The 22,321-nt window shown below is 57.9% G+C and carries 23 protein-coding genes; 6 read left to right on the forward strand and 17 right to left on the reverse strand.

What is annotated here, in order from left to right; translation table 11 throughout:
* Positions 1-41: 41 nt before the first annotated feature.
* The 7 genes from ACR0CE_RS11030 to ACR0CE_RS11060 form a co-directional block, all read right to left on the reverse strand.
* Positions 42-815 (reverse strand): CE1 family esterase, encoded by a 774-nt coding sequence (locus tag ACR0CE_RS11030; protein ID WP_480832384.1) that lies wholly within the window; start codon positions 813-815, stop codon positions 42-44.
* 339 nt (positions 816-1,154) lie between these two features.
* The gene (locus ACR0CE_RS11035; protein WP_480832386.1) at positions 1,155-1,667 is read right to left on the reverse strand and encodes a hypothetical protein; all 513 of its coding nucleotides are present in this window, start codon (positions 1,665-1,667) and stop codon (positions 1,155-1,157) included.
* Positions 1,664-2,737, reverse strand: a complete 1,074-nt coding sequence (gene pheS, locus ACR0CE_RS11040) for a phenylalanine--tRNA ligase subunit alpha (RefSeq protein ID WP_480486562.1) — start codon at positions 2,735-2,737, stop codon at positions 1,664-1,666. Before pheS ends, ACR0CE_RS11035 begins: the two co-directional genes overlap by 4 nt.
* A 71-nt stretch (positions 2,738-2,808) precedes the next feature.
* Positions 2,809-4,179: a glutamate--cysteine ligase gene (locus ACR0CE_RS11045; RefSeq protein WP_480832388.1), complete on the reverse strand. Its 1,371-nt coding sequence runs from the start codon at positions 4,177-4,179 to the stop codon at positions 2,809-2,811.
* A gap of 66 nt (positions 4,180-4,245) precedes the next feature.
* Positions 4,246-4,773 (reverse strand): hypothetical protein, encoded by a 528-nt coding sequence (locus tag ACR0CE_RS11050; RefSeq protein WP_480832390.1) that lies wholly within the window; start codon positions 4,771-4,773, stop codon positions 4,246-4,248.
* Complete coding sequence (locus ACR0CE_RS11055; RefSeq protein ID WP_480832392.1) at positions 4,770-5,543, reverse strand: GNAT family N-acetyltransferase; 774 nt, start codon at positions 5,541-5,543, stop codon at positions 4,770-4,772. The genes ACR0CE_RS11050 and ACR0CE_RS11055 overlap by 4 nt, the downstream gene beginning before the upstream one ends.
* Positions 5,544-5,611: 68 nt before the next feature.
* Entirely contained in the window at positions 5,612-6,337 is a 726-nt protein-coding gene (locus ACR0CE_RS11060; RefSeq protein WP_480832394.1) for a 16S rRNA (uracil(1498)-N(3))-methyltransferase, read from the reverse strand.
* 11 nt (positions 6,338-6,348) lie between these two features.
* Between ACR0CE_RS11060 and ubiA the strand changes: the two genes are divergently transcribed.
* The 3 genes from ubiA (at position 6,349) to ACR0CE_RS11075 (ending at position 9,617) form a co-directional block, all read left to right on the forward strand.
* Positions 6,349-7,311, forward strand: a complete 963-nt coding sequence (gene ubiA / locus ACR0CE_RS11065) for a 4-hydroxybenzoate octaprenyltransferase (RefSeq protein WP_480483003.1) — start codon at positions 6,349-6,351, stop codon at positions 7,309-7,311.
* A 64-nt stretch (positions 7,312-7,375) separates the two neighbouring features.
* Positions 7,376-9,295, forward strand: coding sequence for an OmpA family protein (locus ACR0CE_RS11070; RefSeq protein ID WP_480832396.1), 1,920 nt, complete (start codon positions 7,376-7,378; stop codon positions 9,293-9,295).
* 1 nt (position 9,296) lies between these two features.
* Positions 9,297-9,617: a hypothetical protein gene (locus tag ACR0CE_RS11075; protein ID WP_267365430.1), complete on the forward strand. Its 321-nt coding sequence runs from the start codon at positions 9,297-9,299 to the stop codon at positions 9,615-9,617.
* Between the two features lie 55 nt (positions 9,618-9,672).
* Here ACR0CE_RS11075 and ACR0CE_RS11080 read toward each other — a convergent pair whose 3' ends face one another.
* The 3 genes from ACR0CE_RS11080 to pgsA are packed head-to-tail and all read right to left on the reverse strand — an operon-like array spanning position 9,673 to position 11,037.
* A complete protein-coding gene (locus tag ACR0CE_RS11080) occupies positions 9,673-10,116 on the reverse strand; it encodes a molybdenum cofactor biosynthesis protein MoaE (protein ID WP_480832397.1) in 444 nt (147 codons plus the stop codon).
* Positions 10,117-10,119: 3 nt separating this feature from the next.
* Positions 10,120-10,365 (reverse strand): molybdopterin converting factor subunit 1, encoded by a 246-nt coding sequence (gene moaD, locus ACR0CE_RS11085; protein ID WP_480474923.1) that lies wholly within the window; start codon positions 10,363-10,365, stop codon positions 10,120-10,122.
* 3 nt (positions 10,366-10,368) lie between these two features.
* Complete coding sequence (pgsA, locus tag ACR0CE_RS11090; RefSeq protein ID WP_480482997.1) at positions 10,369-11,037, reverse strand: CDP-diacylglycerol--glycerol-3-phosphate 3-phosphatidyltransferase; 669 nt, start codon at positions 11,035-11,037, stop codon at positions 10,369-10,371.
* Between the two features lie 174 nt (positions 11,038-11,211).
* On the opposite strand from pgsA, the gene ACR0CE_RS11095 reads away from it, so the two are divergent.
* Entirely contained in the window at positions 11,212-12,096 is an 885-nt protein-coding gene (locus tag ACR0CE_RS11095; protein WP_480832400.1) for a DMT family transporter, read from the forward strand.
* Here ACR0CE_RS11095 and uvrC read toward each other — a convergent pair.
* The 6 genes from uvrC to ACR0CE_RS11125 all read right to left on the reverse strand — a co-directional run bounded on the left by uvrC (position 12,093) and on the right by ACR0CE_RS11125 (position 18,780).
* Complete coding sequence (uvrC, locus tag ACR0CE_RS11100; protein ID WP_480832402.1) at positions 12,093-13,955, reverse strand: excinuclease ABC subunit UvrC; 1,863 nt, start codon at positions 13,953-13,955, stop codon at positions 12,093-12,095. The genes ACR0CE_RS11095 and uvrC overlap by 4 nt on opposite strands.
* Positions 13,956-14,245: 290 nt before the next feature.
* Positions 14,246-15,025, reverse strand: coding sequence for an SDR family oxidoreductase (locus ACR0CE_RS11105; RefSeq protein WP_480832404.1), 780 nt, complete (start codon positions 15,023-15,025; stop codon positions 14,246-14,248).
* 21 nt (positions 15,026-15,046) lie between these two features.
* Positions 15,047-16,009, reverse strand: a complete 963-nt coding sequence (locus ACR0CE_RS11110; protein WP_480494462.1) for a calcium/sodium antiporter — start codon at positions 16,007-16,009, stop codon at positions 15,047-15,049.
* Between the two features lie 171 nt (positions 16,010-16,180).
* Positions 16,181-16,978: a S49 family peptidase gene (locus ACR0CE_RS11115; protein WP_480482989.1), complete on the reverse strand. Its 798-nt coding sequence runs from the start codon at positions 16,976-16,978 to the stop codon at positions 16,181-16,183.
* 114 nt (positions 16,979-17,092) lie between these two features.
* Positions 17,093-17,854, reverse strand: coding sequence for an ABC transporter permease (locus ACR0CE_RS11120; RefSeq protein WP_209598717.1), 762 nt, complete (start codon positions 17,852-17,854; stop codon positions 17,093-17,095).
* Positions 17,851-18,780 carry an ABC transporter ATP-binding protein gene (locus tag ACR0CE_RS11125; RefSeq protein ID WP_480482986.1) on the reverse strand — a complete coding sequence of 310 codons (930 nt, stop codon included), beginning with the start codon at positions 18,778-18,780 and terminating at the stop codon, positions 17,851-17,853. The genes ACR0CE_RS11120 and ACR0CE_RS11125 overlap by 4 nt, the downstream gene beginning before the upstream one ends.
* Before the next feature lie 170 nt (positions 18,781-18,950).
* On the opposite strand from ACR0CE_RS11125, the gene ACR0CE_RS11130 reads away from it, so the two are divergent.
* Complete coding sequence (locus ACR0CE_RS11130; RefSeq protein WP_480832406.1) at positions 18,951-20,039, forward strand: CaiB/BaiF CoA transferase family protein; 1,089 nt, start codon at positions 18,951-18,953, stop codon at positions 20,037-20,039.
* Between the two features lie 81 nt (positions 20,040-20,120).
* Here the strand turns inward: ACR0CE_RS11130 and hemE are convergent, their stop codons facing one another.
* On the reverse strand, positions 20,121-21,155 hold the full coding sequence (hemE, locus tag ACR0CE_RS11135) for a uroporphyrinogen decarboxylase (protein WP_480832408.1): 1,035 nt from the start codon (positions 21,153-21,155) through the stop codon (positions 20,121-20,123).
* Positions 21,156-21,261: 106 nt separating this feature from the next.
* Here hemE and hemC point away from each other — a divergent pair, with 106 nt between their 5' ends.
* Positions 21,262-22,227, forward strand: a complete 966-nt coding sequence (gene hemC / locus ACR0CE_RS11140) for a hydroxymethylbilane synthase (protein ID WP_480832410.1) — start codon at positions 21,262-21,264, stop codon at positions 22,225-22,227.
* Positions 22,228-22,321 lie beyond the last annotated feature (94 nt).

Genomic DNA, 22,321 nt, shown 5'->3' on the forward strand with positions numbered 1-22,321 from the left:
AGGCAATGGCAAAGAATGCGCCGGGGTGCAAGCTCTGCGCGTCACGGATACGTGGGGGTGCGGCCCAAAAGCTCATCCAGCTGCCATCCGATCCAGCCATGGGGGATGAAATGCCCGCCGGGATGCGTGTCCAGCACCACCTGCCCCTGCGTGCAATCGGTCCATTCCACTCGGCTAAGGGTCAGGAACGGTTCCACACTCCAATCACCCCGCGGGGTGGCTGCATCGCAGCCATATTTCTCACGCCACAGCGCCACCGGATACGTTGTATCGCCACCCGGACCAAACGGGAAATCCATCACCGCGTCATCTGTCCCATGGACATGCCGCACCTCTCGCGGGGCTTGCGGGCAGGTCTCGGTCTGGCGGAGTGTTCCGGCCACACCCAGCAGTGCTGCGATATCATCGCCGGATTCGCAGGCAAATCGCCACGCCATCGCGCTGCCATAGGAATAACCTGATACATAGATGCGGGTCGCGTCGATCGGATAGCGCCTGGCGACATCCTCAAGCACCCGGTCGGCAAAAGGCACATCATCGGTGCCTGCGGACCAGAAATCCCAGCTTTTGCCCAAACCGTTCGGGGCCACCAGCAGCACACCCCGACGTTTCGTGGCCCCGGCAATCCGTTCATGGTTCACCACCATGGTCCCCTGCCGCGCCCAACCGTGGAAATGCAGCAGCACAGGCAGAGGTGTTTCACCATCCCAGCCATCAGGTTCAAGAACGTGATACGAGCGGTCACCGAGATCACAGGCAATATCGCCGTGGCATTCGGTTTTCCAGGGGCCCATGGCAAAGGCGGGCGCGGTCATCAGCAGAAGAAGGCAGAGCAATCGACAGATCATGCACCCGACCCTAACGGGGCATTCCGCCCTGTCACTTAACATATCGGTGTGGTCCGATCGTAGGCCGGGCTTCAGCCCGGCACCCACCCACCGCACATGGCGGGCTGAAGCCCGCCCTACGTCAGGTCAAAGCATCAAGCCGGGCCATAGCCAGACCGCGGAATGGCGATCAAACCTTTAGCTGGGCAGTTTGTGGTCACCAATTTTGTGTGTCGTTGAAACAGGGCACCTGCGGAGACAAATCGCCAGCCCGTCCGGGCGGTCTGGCGATGGCGCGGCGGCCTACCGGCCTTTGCTCCGCGCAAGCTATTTGGATGGCTCTTTGCTCAACATTTTTTGCATCCATCTTGGAAATCTGAATTGATGATGCTCCGCAAGTTCCGTTCGCATTATTCTCAGCAGCTGCGCATGAGATTGCTGAAGTTCCCTTGCTGCCGCCTTAGCTTTCTCGGAGTTTTCAGGGCTAGCATCACCCGCCGGAGGGAAAGCAACCTTCCACGCGCGAAACTTATTGTCATGAGAACTAACAGCATTCCAGATACGATCTGACGCTATCAAAGCAACCTGATCGCGTGTGGTGTATATATCAATCTCTGCTTTCGATATCCCCAAGAAGCCCGCCAGTTGCTCGTCGGTGTATTCTTGCCCTTTGTAAGGCTGGGAAAGAAAATGTTCGTGCGTGAGGGTCAGATACTTGGCGAAAAGCTCTCTTTGCCTCTGTTGAAGCTCAGTTTCCCTTTCCACCATTTTTTGCCAACGGTAGACAACCGTAGCGACTATTATTGTCACTAGGCCTAGGAAAAACTGGCCGATACTCACCGACTCAAACCACCATGCAGGTTCGGCATATCCAGCGCCGCAAACCCGTAGTGGCGCAGCCAGCGCAGGTCGCTATCAAAGAACGCCCGCAAATCCGGAATGCCGTATTTCAGCATCGCCAGACGGTCGATCCCGATGCCAAACGCAAAGCCCTGATAAACCTCGGGATCAATTCCACCGGCAGCGATCACCTTGGGGTGGACCATGCCCGAGCCCAGAATCTCCATCCAGTCGTCACCCTCGCCGATCTTCAGCTGGCCGTTATCCCACGAACAGCGGATATCAACCTCGGCCGATGGCTCGGTGAAGGGGAAGTGCGAGGCGCGGAAGCGCAATTCGACATCGTCGACCTCAAAGAAGGCTTTCACGAACTCTTCCAGAACCCATTTCAGGTTCGCCATCGAGATATCCTTGTCGATGGCCAGCCCCTCGACCTGATGGAACATCGGCGTGTGGGTCTGGTCATAATCGGCACGGTACACCCCGCCTGGACAGATCACGCGGATCGGCGCGCCCTGTTTCTCCATCGACCGGATCTGCACCGGAGAGGTATGGGTGCGCAGCACGTGCGGCGGGCGATTGTCGCCTTCGGCGCGGTGCATATAGAACGTGTCCATCTCGGCCCGTGCGGGGTGGTGACCGGGGATGTTCAGCGCGTCGAAATTGTACCAGTCGTCTTCAACACGCGGCCCTTCGGCCACCGAGAAGCCCAGTTCAGCAAAGATCGCTGTCAGCTCTTCGGTCGCCTGGCTGATCGGGTGGAGTGACCCCTGACGGCGCGGGCGGGTCGGCAGGGTGACGTCCAGCCATTCGGTGCGCAGGCGCTCATCCAGTACAGCATCGGCCAGCGCGGCTTTCTTGGCGGACAGCGCCGAGTTGATTTCATCCTTCAGGGCATTCAGCGCCGGGCCTGCGACCTGACGTTCCTCGGGCGTCATCTTGCCCAGCTCGCGCATCTTCAGCGCGACCTCGCCTTTTTTGCCAACAGCCGCGACGCGGATCGCCTCAAGCGCGTTTTCGTCGCCTGCTTCGGCGATTTGGCCCAGATATTTTGCCTTAAGATCGTCCATGACGGCCCTCTGAATTTGGTCGAGAACCTGCTATCGGCCCCGCCCCGCGATTGCAAGCGGGACGGTGCGCATCAATAGCTGTATTCGGGATAAATCAGGGTCAGGTCGCCATTCCAGTCGCCATTGTAGTGTTCCAGCAACTCATCTGCCGGAACCTTGCCGGTGTCGATGCTTTCCTTCAGCGCGTTCAGGAAATGCGTCTCATCCGGGACCAAACCACCAGCACCAGGGCGCGCACGGGCTTTCAGGCCCGCCTCGGAGATTGCCACAACTTCACGCGCCAAATCATGCATGTTGACATTGCCAACCTGCGCCTGAAGCCCGTCTTTGGCCGCCGCAACACGCAGCCCCTCGCGCGTTTCGGCATCCCAACCTTTGACCAGATCCCACGCTGCATCCAGCGCGGTTTGGTCATAAGTCAGCCCAACCCAGAAGGCCGGCAAGGCGCAAAGCCGTCGCCAAGGGCCACCATCCGCGCCACGCATCTCCATGAACTTCTTGATCCGCGCTTCGGGGAAGGCCGTCGTCAGGTGATCGGCCCAATCCGACAGGGTCGGCGTTTCCCCCGGCAATGCAGGCAATTCACCTTTGAGGAAATCGCGAAACGACATGCCCAGCGCGTTGATGTACTGCCCGTCGCGGTAGACGAAATACATCGGCACATCGAGCGCGTATTGGACATAACGTTCGAATCCAAAGCCATCCTCGAACACGAACGGCAACATGCCAGTGCGCGCATCGTCCAGATGTCGCCAGATATGGCTGCGCCAGCTTTTCTGGCCGTTCACTTTGCCTTCGAAGAACGGAGAATTGGCAAACAGCGCCGTCGCAACCGGCTGCAACGCCAGCGCCACGCGCAGTTTCTGTACCATGTCCGCCTCGGACCCGAAGTCGATATTGACCTGAACGGTACACGTCCGCCGCATCATGGCGCGGCCCATGGTGCCAACTTTTTCCATATAATCGTTCATCAGCCGATACCGCCCCTTGGGCATCAGCGGCATCTGGTCATGCGTCCAGATCGGCGCCGCGCCCAGACCGATGAATCCCACACCGATCTCATCGGCGATATCCTTCACCTCGCGCAGGTGAGTGTTCACCTCATCGCAGGTTTCATGGATCGTCTCCAGCGGAGCACCCGACAGCTCCAGCGCGCCACCCGGTTCAAGGCTGACATTTGCGCCGTCCTTTTCCAGACCGATCAGATGACCGGATTCACGGACCTCTCCCCAGCCGTGGCGATCCCGCAACCCCTCCAACACGGCGACAATGGATCGCTTTCCTTCAAAAGGCAGAGGTTTCAGCGTGTCCTTGCAATAGCCGAATTTCTCATGCTCGGTGCCGATGCGCCAATCTTGCTTGGGTTTGCAACCCGATTCCAGATATTCGGCCAGTTGTTCATGGCGTTCGATCGGACCGCCGCCGGACTGAGGGATGGACATGAACCGTGCTCCGATCCTGCTGTGTCTGTTTTGAAGGTCAAGTGGTGGTCGGAAATGGCGCCAGTGTCAATGCAACGGCAAATGCGCCGGGCGCGACGGTGTACGTTCCCAGATAACGACCGGATGCTGCGATTTGCCGTTGAGCTCCGACAGCATTTGCTCGGTTTTGAGGCCCGGCAGGTTTGAGAATACGTCGAACAATGCCTCGGCTCCTTCTGCATTCACAGGAATGTGAAGCGCTGGCTGGCCCGGCTGATCCAGAACCCAATGTGCAGGGTCGGAGGTCGGGTCAAGGGCCAGACGCTCAATTTCGCGGGACGCGACGATGCCGCCGTCCAAGGGGCCCAGATAAGTGATCTGACCTTCATCAATCGTCACGACACCTTGCCCGCCCACACCTGTTCTGAAGCGCGCGCGCTGTATGCCGATCACAGTCAAAGCCGCTGACACGACAATCAGAAACCAGCCTATCCAGGCCAACAGCCCACCCGGCCCGCTGATCCAGCTCAGACCAAGGATCAGGACAAAAGCCGCAACCAGAACCTCGCGCCAACGCCAAAGCGCCAGTTTTGCCTCGGGTCGGATGAAACTCATGAGAGCACCCTTTGCGGTTCCTGCAGCAAAGCGACCTTGTACCAACCCACCTGTTGGAACCCAATCGCCTCATAGGCACGGGCTGCAGGTGCGTTGTTCGCAAACAGGATCGCGGCCGCCGCGCCCTCGGATTTTGCTTTCTGCATCAATGCGGTCGTGACCCGTCGACCCAGGCCACGATTTCTGTTTTTACGTGGAACAAAAACTCCACCGACCTGAACTTGGTCGTGAACCCTGGCATTTACAGACGCCATGGCAACCGGCGCGTCGCCTTCCATCAGGACAATCGCCCTACCTGCGGTCAATTCCGCCTCGACGCGCTCTGCCGCCAGCTCACGCGCCTCTTCGCCTGCGGCCTGTCCAGTATCTTCGAAGTAATCCGCGAACCAAGTGTGCAGTCTTGACCGATCCTCGGCGCGCAAAGCGCGATAAGGAACAGGTGCCTCAGTCAGACCTCGCAGGTCACGTCGATAAAGCGGTTCATCGTGATTCAACCGGTACTTCGCCTGCCCCAATCCCAGAGCGCCCAACGTCAGCTCGACCTGAGGTGCATCTCCCGTCATACCCAAAACGGTTTCGCCTTCGATCATCCGCGCGAAACACTCGACAGCTTCGGTTTCGGCGTTGGGCAATTGAACCATCAGATAGCCCTTCTTGCCGAGCCCGAAGACACCCTGAACCTGATCCTCACCCCAGATGAAGTAGCGACTGGAATATTCATTCGCATTCAACCCCACCCCGTGGGCCGCCAAATTGCTGCGCAAAAACATTGAACTGTCAGGGTAGCGGGACAGAAACCTCTCAAGCGCCAGGGCATCCGATTGAACCGCCTCGCGAATCACGACCAATCCCCCAATGCCTGCTGCCACATGGTCAACGCGGCCACCGCCGCTGTATCCGCCCGCAGAATACGCGGGCCAAGACTGACTACATGCGCATAGGGTAAAGCCGACAGCCGCGCACGCTCAGCGTTGGAGAACCCGCCTTCCGGGCCGATGAGAATCGCCCAGGGGCGCCCTTTTTCATTCGTTGCCAGCCGCAGGGCCGAGCCGACCTCGGCCTCGTTGCAGAACATCAACTGCCGACCTTCAGGCCAGGTATTCAGCACACGGTCCAGCCGCTGAAGGTCTGCCACCTCGGGCACGTAGGTTCCACCGCATTGTTCAGCTGCTTCGACTGCATGAGCCTGAAGCCGGTCTTGCCGGATACGGTCAGCGTTGGTGAATTCGGTCTGAACTGGCAGGATGCGAGCCGCGCCCATTTCAGCGGCTTTTTCTACAATGAAGTCGGTGCGCGCCTTTTTGATCGGCGCAAACAGGAACCACAGATCGGGGGGCAGCTGCAAAGGTTTGGTCTGCCTGACACAGGTCAGAGCGCCACCGCGTTTTCCGGACTCGGCCACCTCGGCCAGCCACTCTCCATCCTTGCCGTTAAACAGCGCCACTGCTCCGCCAACCGGCAGTCGCATGACGCCAAACAGATAGTGCGCCTGATCGCGCGTCAAAGGAACCGATTGCCCCTGCCCCAAGGGCTGCTCTACATACAGTCTGATTTTCGCACTCATGAGACCTACATATGCAAGGCAATGCCCCAACACCAGATGGTCAAGTCGCCGATGCCGTCACCGGCAACTGGGTCGACACATATGCCCCAGCCTTTGCCCGGCCGTATCTGCGCCTCAGCCGCGCGGACCGGCCCATCGGCACATGGCTGTTGCTGCTTCCATGTTGGTGGGGGCTGGCGCTGGCCATCCTGCATGACGGTCAACCGCGTTGGGAAGATCTGTGGATTGCCCTAGGCTGCGCATTCGGAGCTTTTTTGATGCGAGGTGCCGGTTGCACGTGGAATGACATTACAGACCGGGAATTCGACGCACAGGTTGAACGCACACGCTCGCGCCCGATACCGTCGGGGCAAGTCAGTGTCCGGCAAGCTGCGGCCTGGATGATACTGCAAAGCCTTCTGGCGCTCGGCGTTCTTCTCAGCTTCAATCAGGCGGCGATTGCCATGGGTGTGTTATCTTTACTGCCGGTGACCGTTTATCCGTTTGCCAAGCGGTTTACCTGGTGGCCTCAGGTTTTTCTGGGGCTGGCCTTCAACTGGGGCGCATTACTGGCCTGGACGGCGCATAGCGGGTCGCTCGGCTGGCCTGCTGGCACGCTGTACCTGTCCGGCATCGCCTGGACCCTGTTCTATGACACGATCTATGCACATCAGGATACCGAGGACGATGAACTGGTCGGCATCAAATCCACCGCGCGCCTGTTTGGCACCGACACGGCGAAATGGCTGAAGTATTTTCTGGTTGCAACGGTATCGCTGATGGGGCTGGCCATTATTGATGCCGGGGTGCCTGACGCGTCAATTCTGGCGTTGGGGGTCGCGCTTTGCGGCCCCTGGGCCATGGGCTGGCACATGATGTGGCAATTGCGCGGGCTTGATACCGAAGACAACGCCAAGCTGCTGCTGCTGTTTCGGGCCAACCGCGATACCGGCTTTATTCCGCTGATCTTCCTTTGCGTCGCCTTGTTGCTCTGATTGCACCCGCTGAACGGGGCCTGTAAAGATCGGCGCAAACGCCTGAGGAGTGCCAAACCCAAACATGCGTCTGCCGTATTTTATCGCTGTTTCCCTGATCTTTCTTGTATCAGCTGGCCTGTCACTTCTGGCGGCCAGCTATGCTGTTACCGAGATCGAAGAATCATCGGAACTCGCTGTACGGCGCTCGCTGGACCTGAAAGGACACGATTGGGCCGAGGTCGAAGCCGATGGTTTGCGGGTGGTCCTGACCGGTACAGCGCCAGATGAAGCGACCCGCTTTAACGCGCTGACCGCTGCGGGAACCGAAGTTGATACATCCCGCGTAATCGACGAAATGGAGGTTATCGCAACTTCCGCCCTCGCAGCACCGCGCTTTTCGGTAGAAATCCTGCGAAATGACAGTGGAATTTCGGTGATAGGTCTGATCCCGGCCAGTGAGAACAGGGACAAGCTGATCCAACGGCTTGGCAATCTGGACAGATCTGTTGCCATTTCGGACCTGATGGAAACAGCAGATTACCCAAAGCCCAAAGGGTGGGATGCCGCAATATCTTACGCGTTGGAGGCCCTGACCCACCTGCCCCGCGCCAAAATTTCCGCCAGCCCGGATCTGGTCAGGATCACGGCAATTGCCAACAGTCAGCAAGAAAAACAAAAACTGGAACGCGACCTGACGCGTACGGCACCGCCCAGCCTGCGGGTTGGGCTGGCAATTTCAGCACCTCGCCCGGTCGTCACTCCATTTACTTTGCGTTACCTGATCGACGAAGAAGGCGGGCATTTTGACGCCTGCTCGGCGCAGGATGAGAAGGCACGTGACCGAATCGTGGCCGCCGCGAAAAACGCCGGGTTAACGGGGCCTTATTCCTGCACCATCGCCTTGGGCGAACCATCGCCACGCTGGCCAGAAGCAGCCGAGAAAAGCATTCAGGCGCTGTTCCGGATAGGCCAGGGTTCGGTCACCATGTCAGACGCGGACATTACCCTGATCGCAGCGGAGGGAACCGATCCTGCGTTGTTCGACCGGGTTGTGGGCGAGCTTGAAACCGAGCTGCCTGCGGTCTTCGCCTTGCACGCCGTATTGCCCGAGCCTGAGACAACGAACCCAAATGGCCCGGTCGAGTTCTCGGCCACCCGCAGCCCTGAAGGGCTGGTGCAATTGCGCGGACGGCTGGGTGATGAAACTCTGCGCGACATGGTCGACAGCTACGCGCGCGCGGCCTTTGGATCCGATCAGGTATATACTGCCACCCGCATCGTTTCGGATCTCCCGACGGACTGGCCTGTACGTGTTCTGGCCGGTCTGGAGGCTTTGGGTCAGCTCCACAACGGCGTATTGACCGTAACACCCGATACGGTCGAACTGATCGGCCTCAGCCACGAAGAAGACGCCAAGGCCCGCATCGCAGGTCAATTGTCCGACAAGTTGGGCGAGGGGCAGGAATACACCCTGACCATCACCTATCAGCCCCCACCGGAACCCGAGGACGCCCTGCCCGACCCGGAAGTCTGCGAGACCCAGATCGCCGAAATTCAGGCCACCGGTAAGATCGCCTTTGAGCCCGGATCGGCCACGATTGCATCAGACTCGCGCGATGTGGTGAACCAGATTGCGGATATCCTGCGCGACTGCGGTCCGATCCGTATGGAGATTCAGGGCCACACAGACAGTCAGGGCCGTGAAGAGATGAACCAACAACTCAGCCAGGCGCGGGCACAATCCATCCTGAACGAATTGCGCGGGCGGCGCATTCCTACCAGCAGCTACACCGCTGTGGGATATGGGGAAACGCAACCCATCGCTGACAACGACACCGAAGAGGGCCGGGAAGAAAACCGCCGGATCGAGTTCCGTCTGATCCGCCCTGAGCCTGTTGAGAGTAGAGAAACAGGCCTTGAAGCGCTTGAGGCCGAGGCTGCGACTTCCGCAGAGGACCAAACCGACACGACCGCACCAGATGCGGATGCAGGGGACCAGTAAGTTGAACAGAACAGAATTCGTCATTGTAACTGCCATTATCCTGTTCGCCGCCTTCTGCATGGGCTGGTTTGCCAACTGGTTGGCGCACCGCCTGTCCCGAGTAAGTCAAAGCGACGTTGCCGATCTGGACCGGATGAGTCAGGAGTTGCACGAGGCCGAGGAAACCCGCGATCAGGCCATCACCTATTTGCAGCAACGTGAGGCCGAATTGACAAACCAGCTGACCCAGACAGAGGCCGAGCTGGCAGCCGCTATGGATGGCCTGCGGGCCGCGCGTCAGGAGGCCGAAGAACTGCGCGGGCGGATCAATAACGCGGATTAAGCATACGACCTTGCGCCGCCGCCCAAGTTTGCAAGAATAAACGGTCGCTAAATCACTACCACCGGGTCAGCGCGTCTTCGTCTTCGTCTTTAGCTGCGACCCATTCCGCACCAGAGTGGGTGATTTCCTTCTTCCAGAAGGGTGCGCGAGACTTCAGATAATCCATCAGATATTCCGCTGCCTCAAACGCATCTTTACGATGCGGTGCAGCGGTCGCCACCATCATGATCCTGTCTCCCGGGGACAGGCGGCCATGACGATGGATCACCAGGACGTCACCCAATGACCACCGCTCCTTGGCTTCCTGGGCAATCTTGCTCAGCGCCCGTTCCGTCATACCCGGATAGTATTCAATCTCCATCACGTCCAGATCACCGCTTGCCAAGTCGCGCACAACGCCAGTGAAGGTGACAATGGCTCCGTTGGCATCATCCCCGGCGGCAAAAGCATTGGCCTCGGCCCCCAGATCGAATGCTTCCTGCTGAACAGCGATCCGCATGGGTCAGCCGCCTGTCATTGGTGGAAAAAATGCCACTTCCCGAACGCCCGACAGCGAGGCGTCGAAATCCGACAACTCCTGATCCAGTGCAACGCGCAGGGCGGACAAATCGGCAAATGCCGCGGCATAGCGATCTTCCCGCGCGCTCAACTCGGCCACCAGGTCATTGACTGTGACTGCCTGCGTCTCGACCTTTTCCTTTGGCAAGCCGATACGCTCGCGAACCCATGCAAAATACAGCACATCCATCCCTTAGATCTCCTTCAGATGTGGCATGGCTTTACGTAGGTAATCATAGCCGGTGATCAATGTCAGCGTCGCCGCAATCCATAGCAACCACAGCCCGATCTGGCCCGCCCAAAACATGCCATGGATGTTCCAGCGCAGGTGATTCACATCTTCAACCTGGCCCGCGATAATCTGTTCTACCAGCGCGGCGTCCATGCCGAAACTCGCCATCACGGCATAGTGTTCAAATATCCCCTGCGAGAACAGCACGGCGATGGCGATCATCTGCGCTGTTGTTTTCCACTTGGCAAGCTTTGTAACCTTCAGCGTCCCCGCCACATCGCCCAGATATTCGCGCAGGCCCGAGACAAAAACCTCGCGGAACAGGATCACGGTGGCGGGTAGCACCAGCCATGGCGTCCAGTGTTCGGTCGAATAGCCAACCAGAATCATCAGCGCGATCACCACCATTGCCTTGTCGGCAATCGGATCCAGCATTGCGCCCATCTTGGTTTCCTGTTTCCACGCACGGGCCAGATAGCCATCAAACCAATCGGTGATCGCCGCCGAAAGAAACAGGATCAAAGCGAACCAGTCCGCATAGGGCCGGGTGAAGTACAAAAACATTACGGCCAGACCGGGCGCAGCCAGCAGGCGTAGAACCGTCAGGATATTGGGCAAATTCCACTTCATGGCTTGGACCCTATATCGCCGGTTCAAGACAGAAAAGACAAACCGGTAAAAAACTACATCACTCACAACAGCTTGGTCAAAGCGCCGCAGGTCCGACGCTTTGCGCCTCGTGCACTTGGCGTTTCACGTCTTTGCAGTCAGATTGCCCGTCGACTGCAAAGTGGAACGTACAGGATGACAGCGCATATTCAAACCGACGCCCGGTCGAACATGGTCGGCAGCCTGTGGATGGTGGCCGCAATGGCGGGCTTTGCGTTGGAGGATGCGTTGCTGAAAGCAGCATCGACCGCGCTTCCGATCTGGCAGGTTCTGGTTCTGTTCGGGACGGGCGGGTCCGTAATCTTTGCCGCGCTGGCGTCGGCTCGTGGAAAACGTCTGATACACCCAGACGTTCTATCCCGCCCGATGAAAGTTCGGGTGCTGTTCGAAGTCTTTGGTCGGCTGTTCTATGTGCTCGCCATTGCGTTGACGCCCTTGTCCTCGGCCACCGTGATCTTGCAAGCAACGCCTTTGGTTGTGGTCGCAGGCGCGGCGTTATTCTTTGGTGAAGCGGTTGGTTGGCGGCGATGGAGCGCGATTTTTGTCGGTATGATCGGAGTCGTCATTATTCTGCAACCGACCGGGGACAGTTTTTCACTACTGTCGATGCTGGCCGTGCTGGGTATGTTAGGGTTCGCAGGGCGTGATCTGGCCAGCCGCGCGGCCCCTGCGACCCTTGGAACCGAAGTACTGGGGTTTTATGGTTTCCTCAGCATTATCGTTGCGGGCCTTGCCTATCGGGTGTGGGAAGGCGCGCCCGTGGCACCGGTTAGCCTGCACACCAGCCTGCATCTGACGGGCGCGGTTCTGATGGGCGTCATGGCCTATGCCGCGCTCATGAACGCAATGCGCACGGGTGAAGTGTCTGCTGTGACCCCGTTCCGCTATACGCGACTGCTGTTCGGTATCGGGTTGGGTATCGCCCTGTTCGGCGAAAACCTGGACCGTACTATGTGGGTCGGCAGCGCGCTTATTGTGGCTTCGGGCCTCTATATCCTGTGGCGGGGGCGACAGGTCTAACCCTTGTCGTGGAAGAAATCATAGACTTTCTGAGCCAACCCGGCCGAGATTCCCTCGACCGCTTTCAGGTCTGCCAGATTGGCCCGGCTTACCGCTTTGGCGCTGCCGAAGTGAGTCAGCAATGCGCGCTTGCGTGCAGCCCCGACGCCCGGAACTTCATCCAGCGGCGTGGCACCAACGGCCTTGGCGCGTTTCGCGCGATGGGTGCCAATGGCAAAACGGTGCGCCTCGTCCCTTAACCGTTGAATAAAGTACAAGACCGGATCGTTGCGTTTTAGGGCAAAGGGGCGCTGGCCGATCCGGTGAAACTCTTCCTTGCCGTGGTCACGGTCGACCCCTTTGGCAACACCGACCATCGGAATGTCTTCGACCCCGTGGGCCTGCATGATCTCGTGCACGGCGCTGACCTGTCCGGCACCGCCATCGATCAACAGCAGGTCGGGCCAAAGCCCTTTATCCCGATCCGGGTCTTCTTTTTGCAGGCGGGTGAAGCGACGGTTCAGAACCTCTTTCATCATGCCGAAATCATCACCCGGCGTCAGGTCGTCGCCGCGAATGTTGAACTTGCGATAGGCGTTTTTCATGAACCCGTCGGGCCCTGCCACGATCATACCACCCACCGCGTTAGTGCCTTGGATATGAGAGTTATCGTAGACCTCAATCCGTCCCGGTGGACTATCCAGATCAAACGCCTCTGCCACCCCGCGCAGCAACTTGGCCTGCGTGGCGCTTTCCGACATGCGCCTGGCCAGAGACTCTCGCGCATTGCGCAAGGCACCTGCAACCAGTTCCTGTTTCTCACCACGCAGCGGGACAAGGATTTCGACTTTGCGCCCGGCTTTCTCGGACAAAGCCTCCTGCATTAAATCGGCGTTTTCGATCCCGTCCGACAAGATCAACTGCCGTGGTGGTTCCTTGTTGTCGTAGAACTGGCCAAGGAAAGCCTCCATCACTTCGGCATGTGATACATCCGGGCCAACACGCGGATAAAAGTCCTTGTTGCCCCAGTTCTGGTTGGCCCGGATGAAGAATACCTGAACACAGGCTTGCCCGCTGTCCATATAAAGGCCGATCACATCCGCCTCGGTCACGCCACGAGGGTTGATGCCTTGCGCGGTCTGTACCTGCGTCAGCGCCCGGATGCGGTCGCGCAGACCGGCGGCGCGTTCGAACTCCATAGCCTCGGACGCCGCCATCATCTGTTCAGCCAGTTCCTCCTGCACCTTGGTCGAGCGCCCCGACAGGAAACGTTCTGCATCCTTGACGCTTTCACTGTAATCTTGCGCCGAAATCAAACCGACACACGGCCCGGAACACCGTTTGATCTGATAAAGCAGACAGGGCCGCGTGCGGCTGTCGAACATGGAATCCGAACAGTTACGCAGCAGGAATGCCTTTTGCAGCTGGTTCAATGTGCGGTTTACAGCACCCGCGCTGGCAAATGGTCCGAAATAGGCGCCTTTTTCCTTCTTCGCCCCACGGTGTTTTTTGATCTGCGGAAAGTCATGATCCTTGGCGACCAGGATGTTCGGAAAGCTTTTGTCGTCCCGCAGCAGCACATTGTATTTCGGTTTAAGCTGCTTGATCAGGTTCTGCTCCAGCAGCAGCGCTTCGGTTTCCGTTCTTGTGGTTAGAAACATCATCGAAGCGGTCGAGGAAATCATCTTCTCGATCCGGCCCGAGTGACCCGGCCTTGTATAGTTCGACACCCGCGCCTTCAGGTTTCGCGCCTTGCCCACGTATAAAACCCGACTGTCGGCATCCAGCATCCGGTACACCCCGGGTGAGCTGTCCAGCGTCTTTGCGTAGCGCTGAATGCAGGCATAACCGGTCAGGGACGATTCACTGTGGGTAGTCATGGGATTCCGATATGATTCTCTTATACTGGCTGCAATCTTGCGGGCTTCAGATCAAGAGAAAACAAATCCACGATTCCTGTGGATAAGTGTGAAGATAAGTTTTCACAGCCTTAGAATTTCCCTTGTTTCATTACCACTTCATTAACATGCACAAAAAATAGGCACATTATCAAGATGCTGATTTTTAACGATATTTTTTCACACATTTAGCAAGTGTATGAAAAAAAAGACATTTTTGTAACACGCAGGTAACACAAACGTGCGCGGTGCAAAACTTGCAGCGATATTGCTTATTCAACTCCCAGAACGTCCGGTGTTTTCCACCCCAGGTGTTGGCCGCCATCCACGCATATCAGTTGCCCCGTTACTGCGTGCGCATCCAGAAAATACCCCATGGCGGCGGTGATATCCGATGGATTTGACCCGCGTTCCAGAACCGTATTCGATCTTTGTGCCTGGAAATGCTCGGCGCTTTGACGATGCCCCTGTACCGTCGGTCCGGGCCCAATGGCATTGACCCGGATTGCCGGGGACAGCGCCTGTGCCGAGGTGCGGGTCAGCGTCCATAGCCCCATTTTGGCGATGGTGTAGGACATGAACTCGGGTGTCAGCTTGCGTACACGCATGTCCACCATGTTGATGATCAGACCGGTCGCAATGGGTTCGCCATTTTCGTCTGTGTCCGGGACCAGCCCCTGCCCGGCCATGGCTTGGGTCAAAACGAACGGTGCGCGCAAATTGCTGTCGAGATGGCGGTCCCAGCTTTGGCGGGTCGCTGTGTGAACGCTGTCATATTCAAAGATTGAGGCATTATTCACCAGACAGGTGATCGGCCCACCCAGAGCCTCGGCTGCTTTGGGCAGCAGGTCCTGCACCTGTGCCTCGTCCAGCAGATCGGCCTGCAATGCCACCGACCGTCGATCCAATGCCTGTACCTCCGCCACGGTCTCGTGCGCGGGGCGTTCTGAGGACGCATAATGAACGGCGACATCATATCCACGACCCGCCAGATAAAGCGCCATGGCCCGACCCAGACGAATACCGGCACCGGTCACTAAAGCTCGGGTCATGCTTCACCTCGTTTCGTCAGATCACACCAGCAATACAGTGACATAAAGCGCATAAAGGAGAGTCAGCACCAGACCCCAAACGCGAGAGATATCCTGCTTGAAGACAACAAAGGGAACCAGAAGCAGTGATGCGCCCAACATGACCCAAAGGTCAAAATGCAGGAAACCGGAATCGACCGGGATACGCCCGAACCAGGTTGCGATCCCGATAATGGCCAGAAGATTGAACATGTTTGAGCCAATCACGTTGCCTAGGGCCACATCAGCCTGCCGGCGCAAAGCGGCCATGACAGTCGTTGCCAATTCGGGCAATGACGTTCCGACCGCAATCAAGGTCAGACCGATAACCGTTTCACTGACACCATAGTTCCGGGCGATGACCGTCGCATTTTCCACCAGCAGGTGCGCCCCCATCGGAAGACCCACAAGCCCGAGGATCAGGTAAACTGATACCTTCCAGTAAGGCATGTCAGGATCGGCTTCTTCCAGGCCGTCTAGATCGTCATCATCCGCACAGGCTTCGCCACAGGCCTTGCGGTGCGCCTTTGCTTCACGAAAGGCATTCGTCAGAACCAGACCCAAAGCCGCCAGCAGGATCAGGCCGCTGACGACGGTGAAAGTTCCACAAAACGCCAACCCTATGAACAGGGCCGTCGCCATCAGCATGAAGGCATAGTTCCTACGGCTGTCGCATTCGCTGGTATGGATCGTTGCCAGCATCGCTGGAAGACCAAGAACCAACAGGATATTGGCCGTGTTTGATCCGACAACATTGCCCAGCGCGATACCCGGTGCGTGTTCCTTGACGGCGCTGATAGCAATCAGCAACTCGGGCGCTGACGTGCCGAAGGCCACAATCGTAAGGCTGACGATCAGAGCCGGGACCCCCAAGCGCAGGCTCAGGTTCACTGCGCCACGCACCAAGGCATCGCCTGCCAGCAACAGGATCAACAAGCCAAGACCAGACAGCAGCCACGTGGTGATCAAGCCCGGCCTCCTTTTTTACAGGCACAAGGGCCTTTTCCGATGCGATAGCGACCGCATCGCGGACATTTCGCCGAGCTTAGCTTCTTTTGCCCAGGAAACCGCAGCTTGCCGAACATTGCCAATACGCCCATTGCGATCAGAAAAAGAGTGACAGCCTTTACGATCACGTCACAAACCGAAACGCGCGTAGGCTGCCCGCTCCTCTAACCCTGCGATAGCATCCTGCGCCAGGCTGGCCCCAAACCGGGTCCAGATCGGTTTTTTCACGCCATAGCGGCGAAATTTGACCTTGTCACCGAAACGGTCCTGCACCTTTGGCTTCAGATGGGCGATGCCGTCGATAAGCCCCAGTTCCTGCGCGCGACGCGCCAGCCAGACCTCGCCCGTGAACAGGTCAGCTTCCTGATTCAGCTTGTCCCCGCGCCGATCTTTGACGTGCGCAATGAAATTCTCGTGGATATCACCCAATAACCCTTGCAGGCGGGCTACATCCTCTTTCTTTTCCGGTGAAAACGGGTCGAGCATGGACTTCGATTTCCCGGCGGTATGGACCCGCCGCTCAAATCCCTGCCGCGCCAGAAAGACATGCGCGCCAAATCCAGCCGAGATCACACCGATCGATCCCAGTACGGAACTGTCATCGGCCCAGATCTCATCCGCTGCGGCGGCCAGCCAATACCCACCGGATGCAGCGACGTCTTCAACAAAAGCGATGACCGGCACGTCCAGTTCTTCGGACAAACGCCGAATGCGCGCGCCGATCATTGAACTTTGGACAGGGGATCCGCCCGGTGAATTGATCTCAAGCGCCACGGCCGCAGGTTTTCCCTTGCGAAAGGCTTTCTCGAGAACCGGCGCAAGCGTGGCGTCGTTCAAGGACCCGCGCCCGGCCATTCCAATGGCGCCGGACAGGCGGACAACGGCCACACAGGGGTGTTTTTTGACGAACGGCAGGCTGAGCTTCATGGGTGCCGATGTAGAGTGCCACCAACCCGTAAACAAGAGACTCTTCGAACCTTGAACGCGACGTGAACCAAATTCACACACTCAATGGGCAAAAATGCAACGCACCGGCGTGGGTTAGCTGCGAATGCGCCAGCCAGTTTTGAAGATCCAGCCAATGACCGCCAGACACACCCCAGTAAAGGCTATGATGGCCAGCAAACTCAGGGCGATGGGCACATCCGCAAGCCCGAAAAACGACCAGCGAAACCCCGAGATCAGATAGACGACCGGATTGAACAACGTGATCGTCTGCCACAGAGGCGGCAGCATCGAGATTGAATAAAACGTACCGCCAAGGAAGATAAGTGGCGTGACCACAAGCTGCGGTACCAGAGACATCTGTTCAAAATTACTGGCCCATATCCCGATGATAAAGCCCAGCAACGAGAAGCTGAGACATGAAAGGATCAAAAACGCCGCCATGGCAAAGGGGTGTTCGATCCGTATGTCGACGAAGAAGGTCGACGTGGCCAGAATGACCAGTCCCACGAACAGCGCTTTGGTGGCCGCTGCACCGACATACCCAATCACGATTTCGATAAAATTCACCGGCGCCGACAGCAGCTCGTAAATGGTGCCCAGAAACTTTGGGAAATAAATTCCGAAAGACGCGTTCGAGATCGACAGCATCACCACCGACAGCATAATCAAGCCCGGCACAATGAACGCGCCGTAGGATACGCCCTCGACCTCCTGAATTCGACTGCCGATGGCGGTGCCAAAAACCACGAAATACAGCGAGGTGGAAAGAACCGGTGACAGGAAACTTTGCGCCAGGGTGCGAAAGAAGCGAGCCATTTCGAACCGGTAGATTGCAGCGATTGCGGTCCAGTTCATGCCGCCTCTCCGGATACCAGGTTTACAAATATCTCTTCCAAGCTCGATTGCCGTGTCTGCACATCGCGCAATACCAGCCCGGCCTGCGACACGTCATTCAACAGGGTCGTTATCCCCGTGCGATCCGCATGGGTATCGTAGGTATAGATCAGGCTATCCCCCGCGCCGTTGAGGGTCAGATTGTGGCTGGCCAAATCATCGGGAATCCTGGCGATTGGCTCAGTCAGCATGACGACAATCTGCTTTTTGCCCATCTGCGCCATAAGCGTGTCTTTATCCTGCACCAAAAGCAACTCACCCTTGTCAATAACGCCGACGCGATCCGCGATGGCTTCGGCCTCTTCGATATAGTGGGTGGTCAGAATGATGGTGACACCGTCCCGTTTTAGCTCGGCCACGATTTCCCACATATCCTTGCGCAGCTCGACATCCACACCCGCCGTCGGTTCATCCAGAAACAAAACACGTGGTTCATGCGCCAAGGCCTTGGCGATCAGCACGCGGCGTTTCATGCCACCCGACAACTCCTTGATTGCGTTCTTGCGCTTTTCCCACAGCGAAAGCTTGCGCAGAATGTCCTCGATCCGGGCGTTGTCTTTGCCCAGACCAAACAATCCGCGTGACAGCCGAACTGTGTTCCAGACCTTTTCAAACGGTTCCAGCGCGATTTCTTGCGGGACAAGCCCGATCATTCTGCGCGCTGCGCGATAGTCCGATTGAATGTCGTGCCCGCCGACTGAAACCGTGCCGGATGTTGGCGTGGTTATACCGCAGATCGTCGAGATCAGAGTGGTTTTTCCCGCCCCATTCGGCCCCAGAAGCGCAAGAATTTCGCCTTCTTCAATGTCCAGAGACACACCTTTCAGCGCCTCGAACCCATCGGCGTAGGATTTGCGCAGATTTCTGATGGATAAAATGGTCGTCATATCCGCTCCCCGTTCTGGCCCAGACCCTATCGCCCCGAACACAGGGATAACAGGCCCATTCCGCACCATGTGATGAACAACTGCCAAAAGGAAGACCGCCCGCGCCAGCAATCATCCGGCTTGCAATCCCGACACCAGCCAGCAAACTCTGCCGGGAACGGAGGGCCCTGATGCTGAACGGAATACGTGTTGTCGAACTCGAAGGTCTGGGCCCCGGCCCGTTTGGTGCCATGTTACTGGCAGATCTGGGCGCTGACGTGATAACAATTCACCGCGAAGGAGGCGCCGCGACACCGGGTATGCCGGAACGTTCCCTGCTGGACCGGGGCAAAAGATCCATCGCACTTGATCTGAAGAACGCCAATGATCTGGATACCGCACTTCGCCTTATTGACACAGCCGATGCCCTGATCGAAGGATTCCGCCCCGGTGTGATGGAAAAACTGGGGCTCGGCCCGGATACCTGCCTGACCCGCAATCCAAAACTGGTCTATGGGCGCATGACGGGCTGGGGGCAGAATAGCCCGCTGGCCGACACGGCGGGGCATGACCTGAATTACATCGCCCTGTCCGGAGCGCTCTGGTATGCATCACGTCCCGGCCAAGCACCGCAGACCCCGCCAACTTTGGTGGGCGATATCGGCGGTGGGGCCATGTATCTTGTGGCAGGCGTTCTGGCAGGGCTCATCAATGCGCAACGCACTGGCGCAGGTACTGTCGTTGACGCGGCAATCTATGACGGCTCGGCCCATATGATGAACCTATTGATGACAATGCGCCAAACCGGCAACCTGTCTGAAACCCGGGGTCAAAGCCTGTTGGACGGTCCCCACTGGAGCAGAACCTACGCCTGCGCCTGCGGCGGCTATATTTCCGTGCAATGCCTCGAACCAAAATTCTACATGCAATTTCTAAGCTTACTGGGCCTCACAAACGATACCGAATTTCAACGGCAATACGACCCTGATCTATGGCCTTCGCTTTCACGCCGTCTGACCGATATCTTCGCCAGTCAACCTCGAGACCATTGGGAGGCCCTGTTTCAAGGAACAGATGCCTGCGTTGCCCCAGTTCTCAGCCCGGACGAAGCCCGCTCACACCCGATGAATACCCATCGCAACTGCTGGCAGGATTTTGACGGCGCATTTCAGGCCGCCGCCGCCCCACGGTTTTCAGGCCATCACTGGACCCCGAAACCCAGCCCCATGCGCGGCGAGCATACTAAAGAGATCCTCGCAGAGCTTGACAGCCTGCGCTGATCCGCACTTCATCTGGCCCAAAATATCCCGGGGGATGAATTGGCCGCAGGCCAAGAAGGGGGCTGGCCCCCTTTAACCTGCTTACTGCCCGCGCACCGTATCAATCATCAACTGAACATTCTCAGGATCGGCATCCGGCGTGATCCCATGTCCCAGGTTGAAGATGTGCGGCCCGTTCGAGAAAGCCTCGACAATCCGCCGCGTCTCATCCACCAGAGCCTGCCCACCGGTCACCATATGCGACGAGGCCAGGTTTCCCTGCACACAACCATCAACCTGTACATGTCTGGCGGCCCAATCGGGCGACACCGAGTTGTCCAGCGCGACGCAATCCACGCCCGTCGTCTTGGCAAACCCGACATACCCCTCCCCCGCCTCGCGCGGGAAACCGATCACCGGGATGCCGGGGTGACGTTCCTTGATGGCCTGCGTAATCACACGGCACGGTTCCACCGCGTATTTGCGAAACGCCTCACCTTTCAGGGAACCCGCCCAGCTGTCGAAAATCTTGACCACCTCGGCCCCGGCGTCGATCTGAGCCGACAGATACTCGATTGTTGCCGCCGTGATGCGATCCAGCAGCGCCTCGAATAAAACAGTATCGCTTTCTCGCAGAGCGTGAGCTGGTCCCTGATCGGGTGTTCCACGCCCGGCGATCATGTAGGTCGCGACTGTCCAGGGCGCGCCGGCAAACCCGATCAACGCGGTCTCAGACGGCAATTCTCGCGACAGGATCCGAACCGTTTCATAAACGGGCGACAATGTCTCATGAATCGCGTCAACCGGTTTCAGCGCATCAAACTCCGCTTGCCGCGTGATGGTCGATAAACGTGGGCCTTCACCGGTCACGAACCATAAATCCGCACCCAGCGCCTGCGGTACCAGCAGGATATCGGCAAACAGGATCGCAGCATCAAACCCATAGCGCCGGATTGGCTGCAATGTGACTTCGGCGGCCAGTTCCGGGTTATAGCATAATGACAGAAAATCCCCAGCCTGGGCACGGGTAGCCCGGTATTCCGGCAGATACCGACCCGCCTGGCGCATCATCCAGATTGGCGGCACATCCTGTACTTCGCCCGCCAGCGCCCTCAGCAGTTTCTTTGTCTCGGCCATATTCGCCCCCAGTCTTCCGGTTTTGGCAACGGGTCGTCCTTCGGCGGCAATTTGTCAAGCTCAGCCCCCATTGTCAGGGCAATGTGACGCGACTAAAGCTGTGCACATGACTTTGACCCTGCCCACCCCCGCATCGCCCCTCAGAATCGGCACTCGTGGTTCGCCGCTGGCTCTGGCTCAGGCCTATGAAACGCGCCAACGTCTGAGCGATGCCTTCGATCTACCCGAAGCGGCCTTTGAAATCGTCGTGATCAAGACAACTGGCGACAATCGCGCTATGATCGATGCAGATCGTCCCCTGAAGGAAATCGGCAACAAGGGCCTGTTCACCAAGGAAATCGAAGAGGCGATGTTGCGCGCCGAAATCGATATCGCCGTGCATTCAACGAAAGACATGCCTGTTGAGCAGCCCGAAGGGCTGGTTCTGGACACATTCCTTCCGCGCGAGGATGTGCGTGACGCTTTCATCTCGCCGCGCCTTAACTCGATCCACGATCTGCCCGAAGGGGCTGTTGTGGGCACTTCGTCATTGCGGCGCCGGGCGCAGCTGCTGAACCGGCGGCCGGATCTGAAAGTGGTCGAGTTTCGCGGGAACGTGCAGACGCGGCTGAAAAAGCTGGAAGCCAGGGTCGCGGATTGCACTTTTCTGGCCATGGCTGGCATTCGCCGTCTGGGCATGGACGAGATTCCAGCCAGCGCCATTTCTCCGGATGACATGCTGCCCGCGATTGCACAGGGTACCATTGGCATCGAACGGCGCAGCAACGATATGCGCGCGGCTGAAATGCTTGAAGCGATTCATCACACGGAAACAGGATGGCGGCTGGCCGCTGAACGCGCCTTGCTGGCCGCGCTGGACGGATCTTGCGAAACTCCGATCGCTGGTCTGGCAGAACTGGACGGAGACAACTTAAGGCTGCGCGGCGAAGTCCTGCGCCCAGATGGATCGGAAACCGTGAACAGAGATGTGACCGGTTCCATCAAAGACGGGCCAGAAATGGCCCGCGCGATGGCAGCGGAACTGTTGGAACAGGCGGGTCCAGGTTTTTTTGATTGGAAAAATTCAAATTAATTTAAGGCAGTGTGAACTTGATCACTGTGACCGCCGAGATTCTCGGGCATTAAAGTGACATACCGATGAGGAAGTCGGGTCAGTCTCGAAAGTA

The organism is Ruegeria sp. L11 (genome assembly GCF_056531755.1).